General features: G+C 64.4%; 14 protein-coding genes. 6 read left to right on the top strand and 8 right to left on the bottom strand.

All coding sequences use genetic code 11. The annotated features are described in order from the left end of the window. Positions 1-4: 4 nt before the first annotated feature. The 3 genes from R2823_09800 to R2823_09790 are packed head-to-tail and all read right to left on the bottom strand — an operon-like array spanning position 5 to position 4,401. Positions 5-1,780 (bottom strand): ABC transporter ATP-binding protein, encoded by a 1,776-nt coding sequence (locus R2823_09800; GenBank protein MEZ5176481.1) that lies wholly within the window; start codon positions 1,778-1,780, stop codon positions 5-7. After that, positions 1,777-3,537 (bottom strand): ABC transporter ATP-binding protein, encoded by a 1,761-nt coding sequence (locus tag R2823_09795; protein MEZ5176480.1) that lies wholly within the window; start codon positions 3,535-3,537, stop codon positions 1,777-1,779. The genes R2823_09800 and R2823_09795 overlap by 4 nt, the downstream gene beginning before the upstream one ends. A 9-nt stretch (positions 3,538-3,546) precedes the next feature. Further along, positions 3,547-4,401 carry a YihY/virulence factor BrkB family protein gene (locus R2823_09790; protein ID MEZ5176479.1) on the bottom strand — a complete coding sequence of 285 codons (855 nt, stop codon included), beginning with the start codon at positions 4,399-4,401 and terminating at the stop codon, positions 3,547-3,549. A 72-nt stretch (positions 4,402-4,473) separates the two neighbouring features. Here R2823_09790 and R2823_09785 point away from each other — a divergent pair, with 72 nt between their 5' ends. From R2823_09785 to R2823_09775, 3 genes are read left to right on the top strand one after another with little or no spacing between them, the layout of a single operon-like run. Further along, positions 4,474-6,066 (top strand): PQQ-binding-like beta-propeller repeat protein, encoded by a 1,593-nt coding sequence (locus R2823_09785; protein ID MEZ5176478.1) that lies wholly within the window; start codon positions 4,474-4,476, stop codon positions 6,064-6,066. Beyond that, the gene (locus R2823_09780) at positions 6,063-7,046 is read left to right on the top strand and encodes a hypothetical protein (GenBank protein ID MEZ5176477.1); all 984 of its coding nucleotides are present in this window, start codon (positions 6,063-6,065) and stop codon (positions 7,044-7,046) included. Before R2823_09785 ends, R2823_09780 begins: the two co-directional genes overlap by 4 nt. Before the next feature lie 14 nt (positions 7,047-7,060). Next, complete coding sequence (locus tag R2823_09775; GenBank protein MEZ5176476.1) at positions 7,061-8,995, top strand: M3 family metallopeptidase; 1,935 nt, start codon at positions 7,061-7,063, stop codon at positions 8,993-8,995. A 23-nt stretch (positions 8,996-9,018) separates the two neighbouring features. On the opposite strand, the gene R2823_09770 is transcribed toward R2823_09775, so the two are convergent. After that, positions 9,019-9,804: an SDR family oxidoreductase gene (locus R2823_09770; GenBank protein ID MEZ5176475.1), complete on the bottom strand. Its 786-nt coding sequence runs from the start codon at positions 9,802-9,804 to the stop codon at positions 9,019-9,021. 9 nt (positions 9,805-9,813) lie between these two features. After that, the gene (locus tag R2823_09765) at positions 9,814-11,076 is read right to left on the bottom strand and encodes an AMP-binding protein (GenBank protein ID MEZ5176474.1); all 1,263 of its coding nucleotides are present in this window, start codon (positions 11,074-11,076) and stop codon (positions 9,814-9,816) included. Between the two features lie 39 nt (positions 11,077-11,115). Between R2823_09765 and R2823_09760 the strand changes: the two genes are divergently transcribed. From R2823_09760 to menD, 3 genes are all read left to right on the top strand, one after another. Beyond that, entirely contained in the window at positions 11,116-12,006 is an 891-nt protein-coding gene (locus R2823_09760) for a 1,4-dihydroxy-2-naphthoyl-CoA synthase (protein ID MEZ5176473.1), read from the top strand. 61 nt (positions 12,007-12,067) lie between these two features. Next, the gene (locus tag R2823_09755) at positions 12,068-12,940 is read left to right on the top strand and encodes a 1,4-dihydroxy-2-naphthoate polyprenyltransferase (protein ID MEZ5176472.1); all 873 of its coding nucleotides are present in this window, start codon (positions 12,068-12,070) and stop codon (positions 12,938-12,940) included. 19 nt (positions 12,941-12,959) lie between these two features. After that, positions 12,960-14,633: a 2-succinyl-5-enolpyruvyl-6-hydroxy-3-cyclohexene-1-carboxylic-acid synthase gene (gene menD, locus R2823_09750; protein MEZ5176471.1), complete on the top strand. Its 1,674-nt coding sequence runs from the start codon at positions 12,960-12,962 to the stop codon at positions 14,631-14,633. Between the two features lie 16 nt (positions 14,634-14,649). Here menD and R2823_09745 read toward each other — a convergent pair whose 3' ends face one another. Genes R2823_09745 through R2823_09735 form a run of 3 tightly spaced genes read right to left on the bottom strand, consistent with a single transcriptional unit; the run spans position 14,650 to position 17,429 of the window. After that, entirely contained in the window at positions 14,650-15,984 is a 1,335-nt protein-coding gene (locus R2823_09745; protein ID MEZ5176470.1) for an isochorismate synthase, read from the bottom strand. A gap of 28 nt (positions 15,985-16,012) precedes the next feature. Continuing rightward, positions 16,013-16,825: an alpha/beta hydrolase gene (locus tag R2823_09740; GenBank protein ID MEZ5176469.1), complete on the bottom strand. Its 813-nt coding sequence runs from the start codon at positions 16,823-16,825 to the stop codon at positions 16,013-16,015. Further along, the gene (locus R2823_09735) at positions 16,803-17,429 is read right to left on the bottom strand and encodes a CBS domain-containing protein (GenBank protein ID MEZ5176468.1); all 627 of its coding nucleotides are present in this window, start codon (positions 17,427-17,429) and stop codon (positions 16,803-16,805) included. The genes R2823_09740 and R2823_09735 overlap by 23 nt, the downstream gene beginning before the upstream one ends. Between the last annotated feature and the right edge of the window lie 3 nt (positions 17,430-17,432).

Here is a 17,432-nt window from a genome sequence, read left to right as displayed (position 1 = left end):
CATCCTACGCGAGCCCGACCTTCCAGACATCCACCAGCTCCTTGTACTCGACCGACGACCGCGCGAGCTCGTCGTGTGTGCCCTTCGCGATGACCTCCCCGTCGGCGACCAGCACGACGCGATCTGCACGCTCTGCCGATCGGAGCCGGTGGGCGATCACGACCGAGGTTCGACCCTCAAGGAGTGCATGGAGGGCCGAGTCGACCTTGACCTCCGTCTCGGGATCGAGGTTCGATGTTGCCTCATCCAATACGATGATCTCCGGATCGGCGAGGAACGCCCTCGCGAGCGCGACGAGTTGGCGCTCCCCCGCGGAGAAACGCGCGCCTCGCTCTCGGACCTCCGTGTCGAGTCCGTCCGGAAGCGAGGTGACCCAGTCGTCGATGCCCATGGTCGTGAGAACCCTCCACACCTCCTCGTCGGTCGCCTCAGGGGTTGCGTATACGAGGTTCTCCCTGAGCGTCCCCGCAAAGAGGAACCCATCTTGAGGTATCAGCGCCATCGCCCCGACTCGTGAGTCCCTTGTGACATGTGCCAGGTCGTGACCGTCAACGGCGATGTGACCGGCACTCGGGTCGTAGAACCGCATCATCAGTTTCGCGATCGTCGACTTCCCGGATCCGGTCTCACCGACGATGGCAATGCGCTCCCCCGGCGCAATCGACATCGAGACACCCCGCAGCGTCGGCACTCCGTCGAGGTACTCGAAGTCGACCTCATCGACCTCGATCGCACCTTGGATCGGCTCCGGAAGGTCGTAGGCGCCTTCGCGGTCGGAGATCACGACGGTCTCGTCGACAAGCGTGAACAGCTTCGCGAGCGCGGCAAGGGCCGACTGGAGGAGGTTGTAGACATTCGACAGGTTGATGATCGGCTGGAAGAACCAGTCGAGATACAGCGTGAAGGCGACGAGGGTACCCACCGACATCGACCCGTCGATCACCCGCACCGCACCGATGGACAGAGCAGCACCCATGGCGACGACGCGTAAGAAGGCAACAAGCGGGAAGTACCACGCGATGGCGCGGGCCGCTGCCATGTTCGCGTCGAAGTGTCGCTCGTTGACCCGGCCGAACTCCGATGCCTGGAGACCCTCCTGGGTGAACGCCTGCACGACTCGCACGCCGGTGATGCCCTCTTGGAGGGTTGACAGCACAAGGCCGATTCGCTCGCGGATGAGGTCATACGCACGCCGAGCCTGACGCTGGAAGACGACCGAGGCGATGAGCAGGACGATCACGACTCCGAACACGGCAGCCGCCATCTGCCAGTCGACGAGAACCAGCGCGATCGCCACACCGACGACCGTGAGGAAGTTGGTGAGCGCCATCACCGATGCGTCGGATGCGAATTCCTGGAGGGACTCGATGTCCGATGTCATGCGGGAAACGAGAACGCCACTCTTGGTTCGTGAGAAGAACCCCATGTCGAGGCTCAGGAGCCGCCCAAACACCACATTTCGGAGTCGAACGAGATACCGTTCACCGACATACGAAATCGCCCATTGGGCGATCCCGTTTGCGAAATACTGGAGCACAAGGGTGCCCACCCACAGGCCCGCGGCGAATAGAACGGCGGCCTTGTCGCCAGCCTCGATGCCCGCATCGATGCCGCCGCGGACGAACAGGGGACCCAGCAGACGCACAACCGTTGCGACGATCGCGATGCCGAGCGCTCCGGCAAAAGGCCACAGCAGATCGGGGGCGATACGGGCCGCACGCACGATCAACGCACCGGGGCGCTCAATGCCGCGGTTCCCTGCCTCGGCCATGTACTTCATGCGAAGGCACCGCCGGCGGTCGCGGCGAGCACCTCGCCATACCTCGGGACATCGCGAAGCAGCTCCTCGTGGGGACCGAATGCGAGGATCTTTCCGTCGTCGATGAACGCGACATTGTCGACGAGCGCAAGCGTGGAGGTCCGGTGGGCGATGATCACCGTCGTGCGGCCAGCCATGACCTGACGGAGGGCCGCTTGGATCTCGGACTCGACGACGGCGTCAACGGACGATGTGGCATCGTCGAGGATCAGCACCCGCGGGTCACGCACGACGCCCCGAGCAAGGCTCACACGCTGCCGCTGCCCTCCCGAGAGGGTGGCGCCACGCTCCCCGACAACCGTGTCATACCCGTCCGGGAGTTCGCAGATGAACTCGTGTGCCCGCGCGAGCCGGGCTGCGGCCCTGATCTGCTTGTCGGTCGCCATCGGATCACCGACGCGGATGTTGTCGGCGATCGATGCCGAGAACAGGAAGGTCTCCTGGAAGACCACCGCCACCTCGTTGCGCAACTCATCGAGATCGAGCCGTCGGACATCGACCCCGTCGATGGTGATCGTGCCGGATCCAACATCGTAGAAGCGCGGGATCAGGTGCCCGAGGGTCGTTTTGCCGCTCCCGGTGGTCCCGACGACACCGACGGAGGATCCCCCAGGGATCACCAGATTCATCCCGGTGAGCACCTGGGTACCGTCGGGATAGGCGAACTGGACATCGTCGAAGACGACCTCTCCGGGGCCGACCGGAAGACGCACGGGCCGTACCGGCTCTTCGATCTCGGGATCCTCGGCGAGGAGGGCATCGATGCGGGTTGCGGCAGCCGCAGATCTCGGCAGGTTGGCGAAGAACCACCCGGTGATCATCAGCGGCAGGACCATCACCGCGAGGTACTGGGTGAACGCCACGAACTCACCGAGCGTGATGGCGCCGTCGATCACCCTGATCCCTCCAACCGCGAGAACCGCAACGGTTCCGAGTGCTGGGATGATCTCGAACAGCGGACGATGGATCGCGCGCTCTTTTGCAAGAGCCATGGCAGCCCGATAGATCGTCATCGCGGTGGCGTTGAGCCGATGACGCTGCTGGGCTTCCTGGCCGTAGCTCTTCACGACCTCGATGCCGGTCACGGACTCCTCCACCACATGCGAGAGGCTCGACAACCCTGCCTGGATGTCGAACGAGTAGCCAACGACACGGATCGCGAAACGCGCCGATGTGTACAGGAGGGCCGGGATGATCAGCGCCGCCACACCACCAAGAACCGGATCGATGATGAGCAGGACGACGCCCACGACGAGGAACATCGCGAGGTTCGCGAGGGTGATCGGCAACATGGCGAGGATCAAGCGAAGCTGGCTCAGATCCGAGCTGGCCCGCGCCATCAGCTCGCCGGTCGATGTCACATCGTGGAAGCTGAATGCGAGGCGCTGCACATGGCTGAAGATGCGGTTACGAAGATCCGCCTCGGCGCGGTATGAGAGCTTGAAGCCGAAGTATCGCCTGACCGAGATGCCGATCGCCTGGATGGCGCCGGCAACGATGAGCGCAGCGATCAGCGGCCAGATCCGTGACGGGTCGCTCTCGGTTGTCGCCACATCGACGATCTCGCCGACGAAGTACGGGATCGCGACGACGGCTGCCATCCACAGGACGGCTCCCGAGATCGAAACCGACGCGACGAACCGGTACCGGTACAGGGTCGACCGAAGCAACCGGAATCCGTCGGTGAGTTCAGCGAGTCGTGAGGGTTCCGAAGCCACCACGCGAGGCTACCGCTGGCTTGAGTCCTCCCACGCGGAGAGAAAACTGAGGATCCCGATGGGGGCAGCGACGACCACGACACCGATGTAGTAGAGCCACAGCAGGGCGAGGCCGACCGATCCGAACACGGCAACTGCCTGTGAGGAGACATTGGGAAGCAGGTTCACGGCGATCATTGTTCCCAAGCCGAGGACTGCTGTGACGATCGCCGCAGTCAACCACGCGAACGACACCGGTTCCGGCGGCCCGTAGCGGTAGATCACCCACAGCAGGAGATACACCCACGCGAGCGCAAGGGCGATCGCGAGTGCCTGGGTGATACCGATGCCCGGCAAGCCGAGCCAGTCCGAAACGGTGCGCCACACCCCCCCACCGATGAGCATGACGAGGTATGCGGCCATCACCGCGACCCCGCCAGCAACCGTCACGACGATTCCGGTCGCCCGGATCCTCACATACCCGCGCTCGTCGACGGTTCCCTGGACGAGTCGAAGCGACTTCTGGATCGCATACACGGCGCGCGAACCCGACCACAACGCAACGAGAATCGACACCGCGAGGATCACGGACCGCTTGCCGCTGACGATCTCGAGGGATTGGGCGAGGATGTTGCCCAAGAACACGGCAACATCGGGCGGAAGGGTGCTTTCGAGGAACTCGACGAGGTCCTCGAAGAAGACCTTGGATCGTTCGAACAGGGTCACGATCGCCACGAACGCGATCGCGAGCGGCACCAGAGCGAACAAGGAGTTGAACGCAATGGCGGCGCCCATGAGCAACGGGTCTCCACGGCGCGAAAGCACCGTCCAATCCCGAACCCACCGTTTCACGAACGGGACGATTCCGTCCACGATTCCTTGCATGCCCGGCAGCCTACGGCCCGTACGCTGCGAGGTCATCGGACTACTGGGGGTCCGTCTCTACACTCGCGCGCGATGCGCATCCTCTCTCTTCTTGTTGTGTCGTTCGCGGTGCTCGCGTCAGGATGCGTGGCCGGTGTAGACAACATCGTGGCGGCCGAGCCGTCGATCACGGTCACCACCCTCCCACCGGCGGACACGACCTCCCCTTCGGATCCCTCGGGAACCACCACCCCCACCGAACCTGCACCAACGACCACGACGACCCTGCCGCCTCGTCCGCCGGGCGTGGTGACCCCCGACACGGTGTTCGAACCGTGGGGCTCGGTGGTCGGCCTGACGATGTTCAGGGGGAACCCGACCCGGACCTTCTACGGTACGGGCCCGATTCCCGATACGCCGCCGAAGCAGCAGTGGCGGTTCCCGGACGAACCCATGTCCGGGCTGTCGCCGGTCGGGAAGGAGGAGAAGTGGTGGTCGGGCACCGGCTGGACCGGACAGCCACTCGTCCACGAACTCGAGGATGGAACCACAGAAGTCATCTTCGGTGCATACGACAAGAAGATTCACTTCGTGGATGCCGCAACAGGGACGCGGCTCCGCCCCGATTACGACATGGGGGACATCATCAAAGGAACCCCCACACTGGACCCCGACGGCTATCCGCTCCTGTACACGGGATCGCGCGATCCCCGATTCCGCATCCTTGCCCTCGACGGCGACGAGGTGAGGGAAGTGTGGTCCCTCCATGCTCGATCCGTCGAGGGGATGTGGAACGACGACTGGGACTCAAATCCGGTCATTGTCGACGACATGCTGTACCAGGGGGGCGAGAACTCCTGGTGGTTCGCGATCAAGCTCAACCGCGGCTACGCCGACGACGGCACGGTGACCGTCGCCCCCGAGGTCGTCTTCCAGATGCCGGCTTGGACCGACGAACTGTACGACCTCCTCGGCCGCCAACAATCCGTCGAGAACTCCACCGCGGTGTTTGGCCAGAAGGCCTATTACGCCACAAGCGCAGGTCGCGTTGTGGGCGTGGACCTTTCTGACATCGAAAACGGCAATGCCGATGTCTTCTTCGACTTCTGGATGGGGGACGATGTCGATTCGACGATTGTGATCGACCGCGAAGGGTTCATCTATGTCGTGGCGCATGCAGACCACGAGAAGAGGAACAACACCGCCGCTCGACGCGTGCGAGAAGTTGGGCAGCTCGTCAAGCTGGATACCTCGATTCCCGGTGACGGGCTCTCGAACCTGGATCCGATCGTGTGGAAGGTCGACCTCCCCGCGGCGAGGGGCCAGGACACCGGAGCGTGGGCGACACCCGCCCTGCACGAGGACGGGTTGATCTTCGTCGCGGCCGACAGTGGTGATCTCCTTGCCGTCGACACCGAAACGGGCGAAGTCGTCTGGGATGACTATGTAGGAGCGAACGCCTGGTCGTCCCCACTGGTCGTCGACGACACTTTGCTCATCATCACGAACTGCCTGTCTGAACAGCGCAACCTTCGGGCCTATGACCTTGAGAACCCTCGCGCCCCCGTCGAGAAATGGGAGACCACCATCGCAACGGGGGGATGCATCGAAGCAACCCCCGCGATCTGGAATGGGCAGATATTCGTCGGTTCGCGCGACGGGTTCATGTACGCTTTCGGCTCGTGATTGCTTGGACAGACACCGGGACGGTTGCAGGCTTCCGCCTCTTCGTCATCGTCGCGACGATGATCGTTGGAGGACTCGCCACCATTGCGACGGTTGTCGGCTTCTTCGGTTCGGTGTGGTGGCCGTTCGACTATGTCGCCAACCTCCGGTGGTACCTGCTGTGGGTGCTCCTCATCGCCTCGGTGATCTACGCGCTCACGGCCAAGGGATGGCTTGTCGTCGCCATGCTCGTCGCCATGGCGGCCAACGCCTTCGTGCTCGCACCGCTTTGGCTCGGGTCACAGCCCGACTCGATCGGCGAGAGCAGCCTCGTGGTGATCCACCTCGATGCGACCGGCGGCTTCTCCGACCAGGAAGAGGCCACCGACTGGGCGGCTGCCTCTGACGCAGATGTGCTCCTCATTTCGGGTGCGACCACCGAGCTCGTCGACGAGATCACCGCGACCGACGGGGCCTGGCTTGTGCTGCTTGCACCCGACATGGACAACACCGCGGGCCAGGTCGTGCTTGCAAGGGAACGATGGGAGGTCGCGGTGACTCCGACCGGCGTCGGGAGCGACACGGTCACCCGGGTGACGGCGGACGGCAATGGGACTACCTACGACATCGTGACCGCACTCGGGCCGACGGCGTCGAATGCCGCAAAGGCAGATCGCCTCGCCGCACGCCTCGACACGATTCGCACGATCATCGACTCGGCGTCGAACCCGGTCATCGTGATCGGCAACATCGGCGCCACACGCTGGACGAGCGGCATGCGCGATCTGCTGTCGACGACCGACCTGCGAGACGCAACCGAAGGCTACGGGTACCTCTCGACCTCGTGGGCATCTGACCTTCCCCTCATCGGCGGCTGGCTCGGCCTCCCGCTCGATGTCGTGCTGATGACGCCCGGCGTGACCCCCGTTGAACTCGACACCGGGCCAGATGTGACAGCCCGGCATCTCCCCGTCCGCGTGCTGGCTGGGCCAGGGTCCTGACGGCACATCGGTTCATGGGTCACGACCTATCGACCGCGACGCCGACAAGCATCGCCGATGCCGTCGACCGTGCCATCGCCGCCGCAGAGCTGCTCGTCGAAGGGGCCTGTTCGGCACCGTCTGATGTCTTTGCAGACCGCGTGGCACCACTCGACGCCGCGATGGGCATCGTGCAAGACGCAAGCGGCTACGGGCCATTCCTCGCCAACTGCCATCCCGACAAGGGGGTGCGCGATGCGGGGAACGACGCGAGGGAACGCCTCGAGAAATGGGCTTCGGATCTCATCTTCAGGTCGGACATCAATGCCGCCGTACACGCCGTGGATCCCCGAAGCGTCACCGGGAACGAATCGCGATCGCTGTCGTGGTGGTTACGCGACCTCCGCCGTGCCGGCCACAGCCTCGACGCAGATCAGCGCGAGGAACTCCAGCGGCTCCGATCGCGACTCATCGAACTCGAGGTGTCGTTCAATCGCAACATCGCCGAACACACCGATCATCTCGATGTCGCACGGGATGATCTCGAAGGACTGCCAGCCGTGTTCGTGGAGTCGTTGTCGGAAGGCGAGACACCTGGCTCGGTGCGCGTCACCCTCGACTACCCCGACTATCAGCCGTTCATGCAACAGGCGGCGAACCGCTCCAACCGGCGTGTGCTTCAGCACAAATACTTGAATCAGGCGGTCGAGCCGAATCGACCCATCCTCGCCGAAGCCATAGCGATCAGGTCCCATATGGCCGAGCTTCTCGGGTTCCCGACATGGGCCGACCACCAGATGGAGATCAAGATGGCCGATACGGACGCGGTCAACGCGCTGTATGCAAGCATCACGCCGGGTCTCACGGAGAAGGCCCGCGAGGAACTCGCTGCCCTCGCGCGGCTGCTCGATGCCGACGAGCCCGGCGCCGAGCTGTCCACATGGGACTGGGTCTACTACGACACGCAGCAGGCCCGGAACGATTTCGGTGTCGACCACAACGAGGTGGCGCAGTACTTCCCGCTCGAGTTGGTCATCGACGCCATGTTCGACATCACCGGCCGGGTATTCGGCTTGATATACGAACAGGTCGACGATGTCCGAACCTGGCACGACGAGGTCCGCACCTACCGCATCATCGACGGCGCGACCAGTCGGTCGGTGGCCGTGTTTCATCTCGATCTGCATCCCCGCGAGGGCAAGTACTCGCATGCGGCGTGCTGGTCGCTCCAGAAGGGATGCCGTCTCAGCGACGGGACCTACCGCATGCCGAGCGCGGCGATCCTCGCGAACTTCACGAAGCCCACCGCGGATGCACCATCGTTGCTCCGCCACGATGAGGCCGTGACCCTGTTCCATGAATTCGGCCATGCCCTCCATGAGTGCCTCACCGAGGTGGACATGCAACGGTTCGCGGGTTTCGACACCGAGTGGGACTTCGTCGAAGCACCATCCCAGATCATGGAGAACTGGATGTGGAACGCCGAGATTCTCAAACGCTACGCACGCCATCACCGGACCGGGACCGAGATACCCGACGCATTGATCGAAGGATTGGTGAAGCTGCGCGATCACAACATCGCCCTCAAGACCCTCCGCCAGATCTACTACGGCACCCTCGATCTCGCCTTTCACACATCGGGACCGAGCCCCGACATGTCGGTCATCGATCGTCAAGCCCACGAGCTGACCCTGTTGCCGTTCCACGAGGACACCTTCTTCGCCGCGGGATTCGGCCACCTCCTCGGCGGCTACGACGCCGGCTACTACGGGTACCTGTGGTCGATGGTCTACGGAGACGACATGTTCTCCGTGTTCGAACAGCAAGGCGTCCTGTCAACGGAGGTGGGGGCTCGCTTCCGACGAGAAATCCTCGCTGCGGGTTCGTCACGAGACGCCATTGAACACCTGCGAGCATTCCTCGGCCGCGAACCGAACGCCAACGCGTTCATGCGCAAGATCGGGCTGTAACGCTTCGTTGTCTTCCGCTTGGGCTACAGCATCGTGCGCAGGAGACCCCCGTCGACCTGGAGGGTTGCCCCGGTGATGTACGAGGCCGCAGGAGACACGAGAAATGCCGCTGCCGCCGCAAACTCGCCGGGCTGCCCGTAGCGCCCCATCGGAAGTGCCGACTCGCTGCGCTCACGCGCGTCGTCGAATGAGATCCCGAGCCGGTCGGCCGCAGCGCGATCGAGTTCGTCGAGTCGTTCGGTCGCGATCCTGCCGGGGATGAGGTGATTGACCCTGATGTCGTCCGACGCCCATTCGGTGGCAAGGGTCTTGGCAAGGGCTGCAACACCGGCCCGGAAGATCCCCGAGAGCGCAAGCTGCGGGATCGGCTCTTTGACCGAAGATGAAGTCAGATACAGCATCGTGCCGCCCGCCCGCAAGTGGGGTCTCGCAGCGCGAGCGAACATCATCGCTGAGCGAAGAGTGAGCTCGTAGGCGGCATCCCAGTCATCGGGCGTCGTCGACGAGAACGCCTGCTGGGGTGGCCCGCCAGCATTGGGGATCACGATGTCGATGCCACCGAACCGATCCGAGGCGTCATCGATCCAGGCTTCGATCGCCGACCCGTCCCGCACATCGACCCCACAGCCGGTGACGACCCCCCGGGTGTCTGCGGTGATGGCCTCCGCCGTGGTGACGGCGTTGTCCGCTTGTCGTGAGCTGATCTCGACGATGCACCCCTCGTCGGCGAGTCGGCGGGCGATGGCGGCTCCGAGGCCCCTCGAAGCCGCCGCCACCAGTGCACGCTTCCCGGTGAGTCCGAGATCCATGCCGTGACCCTACCCTGCCGCGGCGATGGTGGTGACCGCGGCTCGATCGTGCTTCCCGTTGGGAAGGAGGGGCAGCTCGGACACGATGACCACCCGTTTGGGTTGCTCGTGCGGCGCAAGCACCGCGCGGGCGAACGCCGTCAGCTCGTCGATCGGCAATGTGGTCTCAACAACCACCGCGACCACCGAGCCCCATTCGGGGTCGGGAAGCCCGACGGCCACCGCATCATCCACGCCGTCGATGGCGATGATCCTCTCGGCGACATGCCGCAGCGAGATGTTCTCCCCGCCACTGATCACGATGTCGTCCACGCGCCCGACGATGTGAAGCGCCCCTGATCCATCGAAGTAGCCAATATCGTTCGTAACAAGGGGCATCAATCGTTCCGGGTCCCCGAGGTAGCCGGGGCTCACGATCGGGCCCTCGACGGTGACAGTCCCGTGCACGCCGACCGGCACCCCATCCCCCCGGTTGTCGACGATCCGAACAGCGATCCCTGGCAGCGGTAGCGCACCACCCGTCTCGGAACCCGGTGGCACCGTCGCCACCTGCGATGTGGTCTCGGTCATCCCGTAGGTTGGGAGGAGCTCGGCTCCCGCTCGGCGCCCGGCCGCAACAAGGGCACTATCGACGGCGGCCCCACCGACGAGCGAGAAGCGCAGCGACCCGAGACACTCCGGATTCGATCTGAGGAGGCGCCTCACCATGGTCGGCACGAACGAGCCGATCGTGGGGGCCGTTGCGGCGATGAATGATGGGAGATCCCGATCGAACGGAGCCATCGCAACGGAACCGCCGGCTTCGAGCGATCGCCATAAGATGGCGAGACCTGCAACATGGTTGAGCGGCAGGCACAGCAACCAGCGATCGGATGCACCGGTTCCGAGATGTTGCCGGGACGCCACCACGGAGGCTGCGATGTTGCTCGCGGTGATTCGCACCAGCCTCGCCCGGCTGACCGATCCCGAGGTCGGGATCACATAGCAATCGTCTTCATCGGGCGGGGCCGTCACCGTTGGCTCGTCCCCGATGAAGGGAAGGACCACCGCTCCGCCTTCGGTCGCGGCCAACAGGTCGACAACCGTCGTGTGATCGATCGTTACCCCAATGGGGGCAAGCCCAGAGCCCTCGGCGAAACGACCGACCCTCTCGCGCACAAGTGATCGAAGTTTCCCGTAGGTGAGCTCGATTCCGGGTGTGACCAGCGCGACACGATCCGGATCGATGTCCGCCCAACGGTTCATCCAGTCGACCGGAGAGTCGGGTTGCATGGTCGCTACAGTACCGCGGACCGCACGACCGGAGGCAGCGTGGTTTCGGACATCTTCGATCCCGAAGCATGGGAAACGGTTCCCGGCTTCGATTTCACCGACATCACCTACCACCGGGCGGTCGAGGGCTCCGCAGTCCGCATCGCGTTCGATCGACCCGAAGTCCGGAACGCCTTCAGACCCGCGACGGTGGATGAGCTGTATCGAGCACTCGACGATGCCCGCATGATGTCCGATGTCGGTTGTGTGCTCCTGACCGGGAACGGACCCTCGCCGATCGATGGCGGGTGGGCGTTCTGCTCCGGTGGGGACCAGCGCATCCGTGGCAAGGACGGCTATCGCTACGAGGGAGCCGACGGTGTCGACGCGACGCGGCTCGGGCGACTCCACATCCTCGAAGTCCAGCGACTGATCCGCTTCATGCCGAAGGTCGTGATCGCCGTCGTACCGGGATGGGCGGTGGGCGGCGGCCACAGCCTCCATGTCGTGTGCGACCTGACCCTCGCATCGACCGAACACGCGAAGTTCAAGCAGACCGATGCGGATGTCGCAAGTTTCGACGGAGGCTACGGATCAGCGCTGCTCGCCAAACAAGTCGGCCAGAAGCGGGCACGAGAGATCTTCTTCCTCGGTCGAACCTACAGCGCAGACGAGGCCGTCGCGATGGGCATGGCGAACGCCTCCATCCCCCACGCGGATCTCGAGACCGTTGCGCTGCGGTGGGCGGCCGAGATCACGGCCAAGAGCCCGACGGCGCAGAGGATGCTCAAGTACGCGTTCAACCTCCTCGACGACGGCTTGGTGGGACAGCAGCTGTTCGCAGGGGAAGCGACCCGTTTGGCATACGGAACCGACGAGGCGCGTGAGGGAAGGGACGCCTTCTTGGAGAAGCGCCCGCAGGACTACTCGCACTTCCCATGGCACTTCTAGTGGTGTGTCGCCCGAACGGGGGTCTTCGTTGTTCGTGCGACAGGCCACTGATGTTCCGGTGATGGCGAACCGGTGGGTTCTTGCCGCACGGCCCCCGACCCTCGTCGCCGGGATCGCGCCGGTCGTCGTGGGCACCGCAAGCGCCTGGCGTGATTCGGTCGCGGCGATCGTCCCGTTCTGCGTCATCATCGTGTGTGCCCTTGCCATCCAGGTCGGGGTCAACTACGCCAACGACCTCGCCGATGCGCACCGGGGTGCAGATACCGAGGCGCGTATCGGGCCCCTCAGGACCGTCTCAGCGGGGTTGATTCGGCCAGCCGAGATGAAGCTCGGAATCACCGTCGTGTTCGGCGTGGCAGCCATTGGAGGGGTCTACCTCATCGCGTACGCCGACTGGGTGATCGCTGCGATCGGCGTGGTGTCGATCATCGCGGCCCTCGGCTACACGAACGGGCCGATCCCCTATGGCTACTACGGATTGGGGGAGCTGTTCGTCTTTGTCTTCTTCGGTCTCGTCGCTACGGCAGGGACCAGATATGTGTACGACCTGACCGTTTCGTCCGAGGCGTGGGCCGCAGGTGTGACGATGGGTCTCTTTGCCGCGGCAATCCTCCAGGCGAACAACATCCGCGATCTCGACACCGACCGCGATTCGGGAAAACGAACGCTGGCGGTCGTCCTCGGTCGTACCCGCGCACGGCGGCTGTTCACCGTGACCCTATTCGGTGCGTACTTCGTCATTGTGGTTGCTGCCTTCGTCGGATGGCTCCCGACGATGAGCCTCATGGCAGTCGTGGTTGCGCCACTTGCCATCCCGCTTGTCCGGACGATCCACACGACAACCGACGGTCCTGAGCTGATCTCGGTTCTCAAGGGAACCGGTCAGCTCCAGATGATGACGGCGCTGCTGCTCGCTCTCGGGATCGCGTTCTGAACGGCGGTAGGCTCGTCGAGTGACCGCGGAAACGAATCCGACCTCGATTGGCTGCCGTGATCTCGTTTCCGGACTCGCCGATGCCGGAGTGACGATCGCTTTCGTGTCGCCTGGCTCGCGCCACACACCGCTTGTGCTCGCACTCGCCGCCGAGGAGCGAATCAACGACATCTCCATCCGGGATGAGCGATCGGCTGGGTTCATGGCACTCGGGTGGGCCAAAGCGACCGAATCCCCCGCCATCGTCGTGAGTACATCAGGATCGGCTGCCACCCACTACTACCCGTCCATCGTCGAGGCTGACCAGGCGGGCGTTCCGATGATCGTCGTCACCGCGGATCGTCCGCTGCGACTTCGGGGAACCTCCGCACCCCAGACCCTCGACCAGGAACACCTCTACACGACGCATGTCAAAGCGTTCGTTGATATCGACATCTCCGCCCCGGCGCTCACGGACACCGCGATCGCGGCCGTGGCGACCGCCACGGACGGGATTCCCGGCCCCGTCCATCTGAATGTCCCCCTCGATGAGCCGCTCACCCCCTCGGCGCTCACCGCTGCGCTCCCGGCCAACCCGATCCGACGCCCGGAGCAAGCCTCCGTCGTCGTCCCCGACATGCGCAACCTTGTGGAAGGGCGTCGAGTGCTCATCATCGCGGGCGGGGGGCAACCCCGACGGTTCCCCGCGGCGCTCGGTCGCTACGCGTCGGCGCTCGGCGCCTCGATCTTCGCCGATCCGCAGTGCCGGCCCGCCTCTGACGGCGCCCTCAGGGCAGGAGATGCCCTCGCCGGGGCTGGGATGCTTGACCGCTTGCCGCCCGATGTCGTTCTCCGATTCGGACCACTCCCGATCTCGAAGCCGGTCGCGACATGGCTGACGCACTCGGGCGTCCCGCAGATCCTCGTTGGGCGATCGAGGCTCGAGGATCCGCTGGTCCGGCTCGGTGAGACACAGCTCGACCATATCGATATCGACCCGCTCGACTTCGTCGCATCGGATCCGCGGTGCACCGCCGATCACGCATACCTCGCGGAATGGGTGGCCGCGGATCGTGCGGCGTCGATCGCGCTCGTGTCGGCTCTCGAAGGATCCGGGCTCACGGAGCCTCTCGTGGCACGGACCGTCATGGAAGCGGCGCCGTCCGGATCGATCGTCTTCGGGGCCTCATCGATGCCGATCAGGGACCTCGACCGTTTCGGGGTTGCACGACCCGATGTGACGGTGCTCGCAAACCGCGGTGTCAACGGCATCGACGGCTCGATCAGCACCGCCATCGGCTGCGCCCTCACCGGCACGCCGACCGTTGCGGTGATCGGCGACATCGCTGCGCTCCACGACCTTTCGGGGCTCTCCGAACTCGCCCGGCTTCAAGCACCTCTCACGGTTGTGGTCATCAACAATGACGGAGGCGGCATCTTCTCATTCCTTCCGCAACGAACGAGCGCAGTGCTTCCCGATGACCTGTATGAGCGCCATTGGGGGACACCACACGGGTTCACCCTCATCCCGATCGCTACCTCCCTCGGCGTCACCGCGGCTCGGGTCGAGCGTGTCGACCAGCTCCGCGACCGCCTCAACGATGGGCGCCAACCGGGCCTCGTCGAGATTCAAACGGACCGGTCGTTGAACGCCGCTGTCCACGACACCATCCAACAAGCTGTTTCAGTGGCCCTCGCCGAGCAGACGCCCTGATCGTCAGCAGGGGAACTCAGGAAGCGGTGAGCAGCTTGAGCAGGGGTTCGAGCTTGAGACGGGTCTCGCGTACTTCGGCGTCGGCGACCGAGCCTTCGACGATGCCCGCTCCCGCGAACAGGTGCGTTGTGGTGTCCCGAATCAGTCCACATCGAAGACCGAGGGCGACCACACCGTCCCCGTGCGCGTCGACCCACCCCACACCACCGGTGTACCAGCCGCGATCGATGGCCTCAAGCTCGTTGATGAGCGCGAGCGCCTCGGCGGTGGGGACCCCACCCACCGCAGGGGTCGGGTGGACCGCGTCGAGCACATCGAGCAGGCCATGGCCGGAATGCAGCGTGGCGTCGATCGTGGACGACAGATGCTGCACGCTGGACATCTGTTTGAGATGGGGCTCGTCCGAAGCGGTGATCGACTCGGCGAGAGGAGCGAGGCGCCCAGCCATGGCATCGACGACGAAGGCGTGCTCTTTTCGGTCCTTGATCGACGACAGCAACGCCGCCGCAAGCTGATCATCCTGAACGGATCCTTCTCCCCGCGGCGCGCTGCCGGCAAGGGGGTTGGCCCGCAGGTCCCGTCCGTGAACCGAAGCGAGCAGCTCCGGGCTCGCGCCCATAAAGACGGCGTCGTGGGATTTCCATGCGAAGTTGTAGCACCCCGGGTAGGTCCGAACGAGTTCCCTGAACATGCGAAGAATGGGGGGAGGTTCAGCCGAACGCACGAGAACCGACCTGGCGAGGACGACCTTGTCGAGATCGCCCCGATCGATCGCTTCGACGGCGAGCTCGACGGCTTTGGCCCAATCCGACACGGACGGGTTGGCTTCCGTGGCGTGGTTGCCGGGATCCTCGAATGGCCGCCACACCGGCTTACGCATCGACGCGAGGAGCTCGAGGGTCGGTTCGACCGCATCTGCTGTCGGTGCGGCAACGCGTATCCGAGACCCGCCGTCGACACCTTCGATCATGATCCTTGGAACGAACGCCTCGGCAGGCTCATACCCTCCCCAGATCGAGCCATTGCCTGCCCACGGCAGGAACGAGAAGCCGAGAAATGCTCGAACACCGAGACCGTCGAGTTCCTGAAGACGCTCGTTGAGGTCGACGAACCGGCTCGGTCCTTCCGAACTCGCTCGCCATGCCGTTCCGAGTCCCGCGACGCGGGTTCCACTCGGCCCTGAGAACGCGACGGCTCGATCGACAAGGGGAGCGCCGGTTCGCGCGAAATCGAACGGGTCGAGATCGACGATGATCTCGCCGATTCGCAGCTCTCCTCGCCCTCGGAGTTGGGAACGCAGCCCCGCGATGTGATCCTGCGTGACGAGCGGTGAAGGTGCGTCGGGAGGCATCTGCCGATGGTACCGACCAGGCTGTCGATCACGCCCGCGCGATGATCTCCGCGATCAGGTCTGGTGCTTCCATGGGGACGAGATGGCCGTGCCCCTCGGCAACCACGAGTGTTGCGTCGTCGAACCGTTCGACGATGCGGTCGAGGTGCGAGCTTGTGAGCGTGTCCGAGGTCTCCCCTGCGACGACCGTGACGGGGACTCGGATGTGCGGAATCAACTCCCAGACATCGTTGTTGAGTCCTTCCCGGTACACCTCAGCTTCGACCTCGGGAAGGCAACGCAGCACGAGGCCGTCGTCGGTGTGTTCGAACGCATGCTCGACATAGAGGTCGAGGACCTCCGGTTTCCACGAGGCGAATGGCTTCTCGAACCGTCTTCGTGCACGCTCGGCCGACGCGAAATGCACCCGCCGCTTTGCGGCACTGATCGACAGCGGGGTCTCACGCCGCGCGTACGGAGGTTCGATGATGATGGGTTCGATCAGGACCAGCTTCGAGAAGGTTCCTGGTCGGTGCGCCTCGACGCGCGGGAGCGCTGCCCCTCCGCTCGAGTGCCCCACGCCGACAACGGGACGGTCGATGCGGTCGACGATCTCGATGATGTCGCTTGCGATCGAAGCCGGATCGAACGGCCCCGGATGCGGCGTACTCTGGCCGTGGCCCCGCGTGTCGATGAGCAACGCTTCAACATCCGGCTGTTCACGCCTGAGTGCCGCGACCACGGGATGCCACAGCTCCTTGCAGAAGCCAGCGGCGTGGGCGAGGAGCATGGTCGCGTCTGCGGGGTCGGAGCCCGATGTTGCGATCGGCCCTTCGTGGTCAGCCCCTGAAGAGATCGGCATCTGTCTCGTCGGTGTCGTCGAGTCTCCAGGTGAGTTCGTTTTGCACATCAACGACGCCGTCGAGACGGCGGGCGAGCTCTTCGACGAGCCGTGCCTCGGTTCGGGTGCCGATCGATCCCGTGAAGGTCACAATGCCGTTCGTCACCGCAACATCGATCGTCGCCGGGTCGACGAACAGGACACGGCGGACGAGATCTTCCCTGATCTCGTCCTCGATGAGGTCATCGGGCCGCGTGAAGGCGGCAACGATGTCGAAGCGGGAGATGATGCCGACCATGATGCCGTCCTCAGCCACGACGAGACGCTTGACCTCCTGATCCTGCATGAACCGGGCTGCACCCATCACATCCATGCTCGGGGGGATCGTCTTGACCGTCGTGGACATCACGGCAGCAACCTGTTGGGGATTGGCCCCGGTCTCGATGCGTTCGATCTCCATCTGGAGGAAGTCGCCTTCGGTGATGATCCCGAGGAGCCGGTTCTCGATGTCGACGACGGGGAGACCGGAGATTCGGTACCGAAACATCAGGCGGGCGGCGTCGCGAATCGAGGTTGTCGGGCCCACCGCCACGACATCGGTGGACATCAGGTCTCGCACTTCCACGGT

The organism is Acidimicrobiia bacterium (genome assembly GCA_041393965.1).
Classification (GTDB): Bacteria; Actinomycetota; Acidimicrobiia; order Spongiisociales; family UBA5794; genus UBA5794.
Note: the sequence above shows the minus strand (reverse complement) of the source record. Positions and strands in the feature narration are given on the sequence as shown.

What these genes read in the sequence shown, in the direction of transcription:
- R2823_09800 (MEZ5176481.1), bottom strand. Translation starts at nt 1,780, where the DNA reads ATGAAGTACATGGCCGAGGCAGGGAACCGCGGCATTGAGCGCCCCGGT.
- R2823_09790 (MEZ5176479.1), bottom strand. Translation starts at nt 4,401, where the DNA reads ATGCAAGGAATCGTGGACGGAATCGTCCCGTTCGTGAAACGGTGGGTT.
- R2823_09785 (MEZ5176478.1), top strand. Translation starts at nt 4,474, where the DNA reads ATGCGCATCCTCTCTCTTCTTGTTGTGTCGTTCGCGGTGCTCGCGTCA.
- R2823_09775 (MEZ5176476.1), top strand. Translation starts at nt 7,061, where the DNA reads ATGGGTCACGACCTATCGACCGCGACGCCGACAAGCATCGCCGATGCC.
- R2823_09770 (MEZ5176475.1), bottom strand. Translation starts at nt 9,804, where the DNA reads ATGGATCTCGGACTCACCGGGAAGCGTGCACTGGTGGCGGCGGCTTCG.
- R2823_09765 (MEZ5176474.1), bottom strand. Translation starts at nt 11,076, where the DNA reads ATGCAACCCGACTCTCCGGTCGACTGGATGAACCGTTGGGCGGACATC.
- R2823_09755 (MEZ5176472.1), top strand. Translation starts at nt 12,068, where the DNA reads ATGGCGAACCGGTGGGTTCTTGCCGCACGGCCCCCGACCCTCGTCGCC.
- R2823_09745 (MEZ5176470.1), bottom strand. Translation starts at nt 15,984, where the DNA reads ATGCCTCCCGACGCACCTTCACCGCTCGTCACGCAGGATCACATCGCG.
- R2823_09740 (MEZ5176469.1), bottom strand. Translation starts at nt 16,825, where the DNA reads ATGCCGATCTCTTCAGGGGCTGACCACGAAGGGCCGATCGCAACATCG.